At 50.9% G+C, this 6,195-nt stretch carries 5 protein-coding genes; 2 read left to right on the forward strand and 3 right to left on the reverse strand.

All coding sequences use genetic code 11. From position 1 onward, the window contains the following. Positions 1 to 231: 231 nt before the first annotated feature. Positions 232 to 921: a pirin family protein gene (locus ACRC27_RS02275; RefSeq protein WP_438639096.1), complete on the forward strand. Its 690-nt coding sequence runs from the start codon at positions 232 to 234 to the stop codon at positions 919 to 921. A 30-nt stretch (positions 922 to 951) separates the two neighbouring features. On the opposite strand, the gene recQ is transcribed toward ACRC27_RS02275, so the two are convergent. Then, positions 952 to 2,772, reverse strand: coding sequence for an ATP-dependent DNA helicase RecQ (gene recQ / locus ACRC27_RS02280; protein WP_438639097.1), 1,821 nt, complete (start codon positions 2,770 to 2,772; stop codon positions 952 to 954). Between the two features lie 185 nt (positions 2,773 to 2,957). Then, positions 2,958 to 3,908, reverse strand: coding sequence for a phospholipase A (pldA, locus tag ACRC27_RS02285; protein ID WP_438639098.1), 951 nt, complete (start codon positions 3,906 to 3,908; stop codon positions 2,958 to 2,960). Positions 3,909 to 4,233: 325 nt separating this feature from the next. Between pldA and ACRC27_RS02290 the strand changes: the two genes are divergently transcribed. Continuing rightward, positions 4,234 to 4,716, forward strand: a complete 483-nt coding sequence (locus ACRC27_RS02290; protein ID WP_438639099.1) for a thioesterase family protein — start codon at positions 4,234 to 4,236, stop codon at positions 4,714 to 4,716. A 51-nt stretch (positions 4,717 to 4,767) separates the two neighbouring features. On the opposite strand, the gene ACRC27_RS02295 is transcribed toward ACRC27_RS02290, so the two are convergent. After that, on the reverse strand, positions 4,768 to 6,195 hold a 1,428-nt coding region (locus ACRC27_RS02295; protein ID WP_438639100.1), incomplete at its 5' end, for a M16 family metallopeptidase.

Here is a 6,195-nt window from a genome sequence, read left to right on the forward strand (position 1 = left end):
TGTATCTTCTACTCTGTGCTCAGACTCACTGTCTGCGACTTATGTGCTCCGAGTGGTTTTATCGAGACAAACAACACTGCTCTGTATCCCTACAGTAAAATAAGTACCCACCTATTCCCCACCGCGTAATCATTCGTAAAAATTGATACATTCTGGTGATTTTTTGCCCTTTTTTTCTCTTTTCGAAAGACTACACTGCGTCTATTACACTGAGGATGAGAAGAGGTTTGTATGTTACATCTTCGTCAATCTGATCTGCGCGGGCACGATAATCATGGCTGGTTGCAGACTTGGCACAGTTTTTCATTCGCCGACTATTTCGACCCCAACTACATGGGCTTTTCTGCGCTGCGCGTGATCAATGAAGATATTGTTGCACCACGCTCGGGCTTTCCGACCCACCCGCACAAAGACATGGAGATTCTGACCTATGTCCGGCAGGGGCGGATTGCACACAAAGACAGTATGGGAAATGTCACCGAAGTGCAGGCCGGAGAGTTCCAGATCATGAGTGCCGGTACGGGTATTCGCCACTCAGAATACAACCCGAGCGACAGTACGCCGCTGCACCTGTTTCAGATCTGGATTTTACCGCAACAACATGGGCTTGAACCGCGCTATGCGCAGCAACAGTTTGTGCCACAGCGGGGTAAGCAGCTCATTTTATCACCCGATGGGCGCAGCGATTCACTGCAGGTTTTTCAGGATATGACGCTGTGGCGCTGGGCATTGACCGCGCACGAACAGGCCGATTACCGCATTGCCGAACGCCGGCATATCTGGATACAGCTAATCAGCGGTGACATTGAGGTCAACGGGCAACGGCTACAGCACAGTGACGGGCTCGCCGTCTGGGAAGAGCAGGCATTGCAGATCAGCGCCCACAGCGAAAGTGAGTTTTTGCTGTTTGATCTAGCCTGATGTTCGGTGAGTCACCCTGTGCAACGGCGGCTATTCACCATCAATATGATCACGGATCATCGCTAAAAATGGCGAGCCAAAACGGGTCAGTTTACGCTGGCCCACGCCGTTGACTGCCAGCATATCACGCGCCGTAACCGGCATCTGCTCGGCCATCTCTTGCAATGTGGCATCATTAAATACCACATACGGGGGAATACCCTCTTCATCGGCAATGGATTTGCGCAGTTTGCGTAGCTTGGCAAACAGCTGCCGATCATAGTGGCTGAGGGCAGTTTTAATGCTGTTTTTCAGTGATGACAATGAGGTACGTGGCTCGGCCAACTGCAAGCTCACTTCTCCGCGCAGCAGCGGTCGGGCCGCTTCAGTCAGTTGCAGAGCCGAATGCTGCACAATATTTTGTGTCAGAAACCCCAGATGGATCAGTTGGCGTAACACACTCACCCAGTGTTCATGACTCTGATCGCGCCCGACACCGTACACCGATAACTTTTCGTGCCCGTGCTCACGAATACGCTGATTGAGCGAACCACGCAACACCTCGACCGCATAACCAATACCAAAACGCTGGCCAACTCGGTATACACACGACAACGCTTTTTGCGCATCTTGCAAACCGTCATACCGTTTGGGGGGATCAAGGCAGATATCGCAGTTCCCGCACGGCTGCTGACGCCCCTCACCAAAGTAGTTCAGCAGCACCAAGCGGCGGCACGTTTGCGCTTCGGCAAATGCACCCATCGCGTTGAGTTTATGGGTTTCAACATCGCGTACCGGCCCTGGCTCTTTCTCTTCGAGCATACGGCGCAACCAAACCATATCGGCAGGATCAAAAAACAGCACGGCTTCTGCCGGCAGGCCATCGCGCCCAGCCCGACCGGTCTCTTGGTAATAAGATTCAATATTACGTGGGATATCAAAGTGCACCACAAAACGCACATTGGGCTTGTTGATGCCCATACCAAACGCAACCGTGGCAACCACAATCTGTACATCATCACGCTGGAACGCTTCTTGTACTTGATTGCGGCGCTCAGTCGGCAAACCGGCATGATACGCTGCCACACTCAGCCCGCGGGTTTTCAAACGCTGAGCAGTATCCTCAACTTTGGTGCGGCTGTTGCAGTAAATAATGCCACTTTTTCCACGCTGATCCTGTACATAGCGCAGCAACTGCTCGGCCGGTTTGAACTTCTCCACCAGCGTGTAGCGGATATTCGGCCGATCAAAACTGCCCAGATGCAGATAGTGATTGGGGATCGCCAAGTGGCGAACAATATCTTGTCGGGTGGTCTCATCCGCAGTGGCGGTCAATGCCATCACCGGTAAGTGCGGAAAACGCTGTTTTATCTCACCCAGTGCACGATATTCAGGTCTAAAATCATGCCCCCATTGTGAGATGCAGTGCGCCTCATCCACCGCCAGCATGGAAATAGACCAGTCAGCCAAACGGTTGAGCAACCCGCCAGCCAGCAGCCGCTCCGGTGAGATATACAGCAGCTTAATGCTGCCATTTTTGACATCCAGCATCACCTGTTGCTGCTGCTCACGGCTTAATGTGGAGTTTAAGCAGGCCGCAGCAACGCCATTGGCCCGTAACTGATCGACCTGATCTTTCATCAGTGAGATCAGCGGAGAGATCACCAGCGTAACGCCCGGCAGCATCAGCGCCGGAACCTGATAGCAGAGCGATTTTCCACCGCCGGTAGGCATAATCACGAGGCAATCATTGCCGTTGAGCACCTGCTCAATAATCACCGCTTGTCCGGGGCGGAAGGCCTGATAGCCAAATACCTCACGCAATACATGCGCAGCAGCTGAAGGTTCTGGGGGAAGTTCCGCCAATGACACGCAGTGATCCTCGGGTAAGCGATAAAATAACGAGCTAAAGAGCGGCTATTGTAGAAAGAGTGCCGCCGTTTGTCGCTATTTTGTTGCCCGCACAGACTTTGCGGGCTTGGTTGTCAGATTGAGATACGGTACACATTTAGTGCAACACGCACTCGGCGCGCACTCAACTGTACAGATCAGTGCTGTTACATAATATCGTTCAGCATAAAGCCCATACCAAATGAGGTTTGGCGGAAGTTGTAATCGATCATCGTCTGACCATAACCGGTAAACAACTGGGTATAGAAGCGTACGCTCGGGGTAATCGGGTAGCTCCAGCCTAACTGCGCGCTGCCTTTATCCGAATTCCAGTTATAGCGCCCTTCAAGGCTGTATACGCTGTCGCCAGCTTTATAGCCTACCTGCATACGGTAGTGCCCCAGATAATCGCTGATATCTGGATTATCATCGTTTTTGCTCGAATCAACCCGCACCCAAGGTTCGAGATCAACCATCCAGTTATTACGCTGAGCCATCACCCGAGCATAAATGCGGTTCCAGCTACGTGAAGTGTCATGCTTTTCATTTTTCTCATCAAAATAGTCATAACCACGGCCATTTGACTGATGCACAAACCCCAGTTCCAACTCTTTAAAGTGCCACCCCGCCAACGTGTAGTCAGTGCTCCACGCAGTAAACACGCGCGGTTCATAATTTGTTTCCAAAAAGGGGGCTGAAATAGCAAAGTTGGTGGCCTGCCAGAGTGATTTCTGGGTATAGGCTGCAGCCAAGACCGAGTTATTCCCAAGAATACCGCGCCAGATTGGGAAGGCAAAACTGAGCTGAAATTTGATGTTATCTTTACGCAAATCATTGGCATCATAGCCACGGTTTGCATACATCCCTTTATTGATATTGCTGCTGTAAGAGTACAGCACATAGTTGGTATCGTACGGGATCAGTAAAAAAGGCGTGTTATGCTCTTCGAGTAAATTGGCAATACGCCCGGCATAATTGGGCTTGATGCTTTGTGTCTCAGCCGGCACTGATGCCGCTTGCGCCTCGCTCTCCGGTACGGTTTGCGCACCAACTGACTGGCTAATGGCTAATCCAGAGAGCAACACACTCGCACCCACTGCCCAACGGCTACCTAACATATATAACGTCTCCATGTGATGATTTTTCACTGCTGACAACCTGACTACGCACACGCCTGTGCACCGCAAAATATTCGGTGCAACCTCGCTTGATGTCTATCTCTGCCCACAGTAATACGGATAATCGAGCACAGCTTGGCCATGAGGCCAAACTGCACTGATCGAATGCATGCATCCTACCAAGCAATAGCGGATTCTGTTAGCGCATGCACGTCCTTTTCTGTGAGAAAAAAATACCGCAAATCCGTGACGGTGATAACATTTTTTCAAGCGCATTACTTTAAAGTAAAAACACTATTTAAACAATTTCATTACAAGGATGTATATGCTATCACCGCAACCTGATCTGATCCTCAGCCCTGCCGATGCACGTGACTTTATCGGACAGTTATTTATGGAGCAGATGCCGTTTAACCGATTGATTGGCATGACGTTAACGCGCAACGAGCCTGATATTGTCGAGGTACAGGTGAAAATGCGTGATGAGCTGATAGGTAATGCACACCACAAGATTTTGCATGGCGGAGTCACTGCGGCCATTTTAGATGTTGTCGGCTGTATTTTAGCGGCAACGTCGGCCCTGACGCAGGAAGAGACGCAGACCTTGCAACAATTGGGCAAACGCCTGACCAAGGTGGGTACTATTGATTTACGTATTGACTATCTGCGCCCCGGACGTGGCCAGCAGTTAATTGCTACCGGCCATCTGATCCGAGCCGGTAACAAAGTGGCAGTGACCCGCATGGAGCTACACAATGAAGAGGGCGTGCACATTGCATTTGGCACCGGAACCTATCTGGTCGGTTAATGGATACCAGATACTATGTTGAAGACCCCTCTTCACTGTTAATCATGGATATCAGTGTGATCCTGCCGGCAATGCCGATTTTGGCAGTGCCGCATCGGGTAAAAAACCGGCCGTAAGCTGGCCCGGCGCATTTAAGTAGTGCAGGGTCAAATCACGCAACATCTGCTCAGAAATATCGGCCAGTAAAGTTGGCATCTGCATAATATCGTCTAGCGGATACCCCGCCAGCCAGTACACACTCAGTGTTTGCGCACTGCGCTGTGGATCTTGCCAAAGCGCATCAATTTGCTGCTTGACCTGCTGCCGCGCAGCTTCAATTTCCTGAGTACTGCAACCGTCAATCAACAGCGTGTTGAGCTCCTTTTTCAGCGCAATCTCTGCATCCACATACTGGTCGGGTTGCATTTTCGCCCGTATTTGCAACATATTCATCTGCATATCTGTGGCCGGATAGGTCATATCCACGGTCACACTCGCGGTGATCCCCAACGCTGTACGCAATTGCTTTTCCATACGCTGCTGCAAGATATGTTGCAGCATTTTATGTGCTAGGCGGTGCTCGACATCATCGGTCATTGCCGGTACAGAAAGTCGGGTGAGAACAACCAGAGCCTGCTCATCGGGGTTATGCGCATCAATCAAGGGCGCACTTTTTTTAAGTAAGAAGGGATAACCATTCCAATAGGGTTTATCACCCAAATCCAGCCCCCCCAGATAACGCCCCACTGCCGTAAGTACCTGTTGCGGTTCAACATTCCCAACAATCACCAATTCAGCACCCGCAAGTGCATTACGTAACTGTGCATGCACAGCGTTAAGCTGTTTTAAGCTGACATTTTGCAAATCACGCGGTGAGCTAAAACGCACATATGGGTTATTGGGAAATAGGTATTGCTGTAAGTGTGACTGAAACAACCCTTTTGGGGTCTGCAAATACTGGCTCATGGCACGCGCTTCTTGTGTCTGTATTGTGTGCAAAATCTGCTCACTAAAAAGCGGGGCTTCTAGCATCTGGCGGGCAAGAGCCAGCCACGCATCAATACGCGTATTTTCTACCGAACCGCTGATGCCATGCTGACTGGTGGTAATGATCGGTTGTAATTTAATGCTGTTTTGCGTAGCAAAACTGTGCAGAGGGCTACTCTGTTCTGGATCACGTTGGCGCAAAGAGGTGCTCGGTGCGGGGCTAACCCACAGCGGCAATAATTTTGCAGCAGCCAGTAATTCCGGCGGCAAAGATCGCATCCCCCCACGGGCGCGCAGCTGTATATAAACGCGATCTTGCGAGGCGCTCTCTTGCTTTATCAGCACGCCAAGGCCGTTACTGAAGGTCGCCTGCGTGATATTCCATGCCGGAAATTGCTGCTGTTCGTCAATCGTGCCGGTTTGTGCCGGAACAGCCATAATCTGAGCATGATTGACGGCAGGAGGCGCTTCAGAACGTGTCGGGGCTATTTGCCACAGTGAGAAGCTCGGTAT

The sequence above is a fragment of the Plesiomonas sp. genome (assembly GCF_051650925.1).
Classification (GTDB): Bacteria; Pseudomonadota; Gammaproteobacteria; order Enterobacterales; family CAMTGL01; genus Plesiomonas.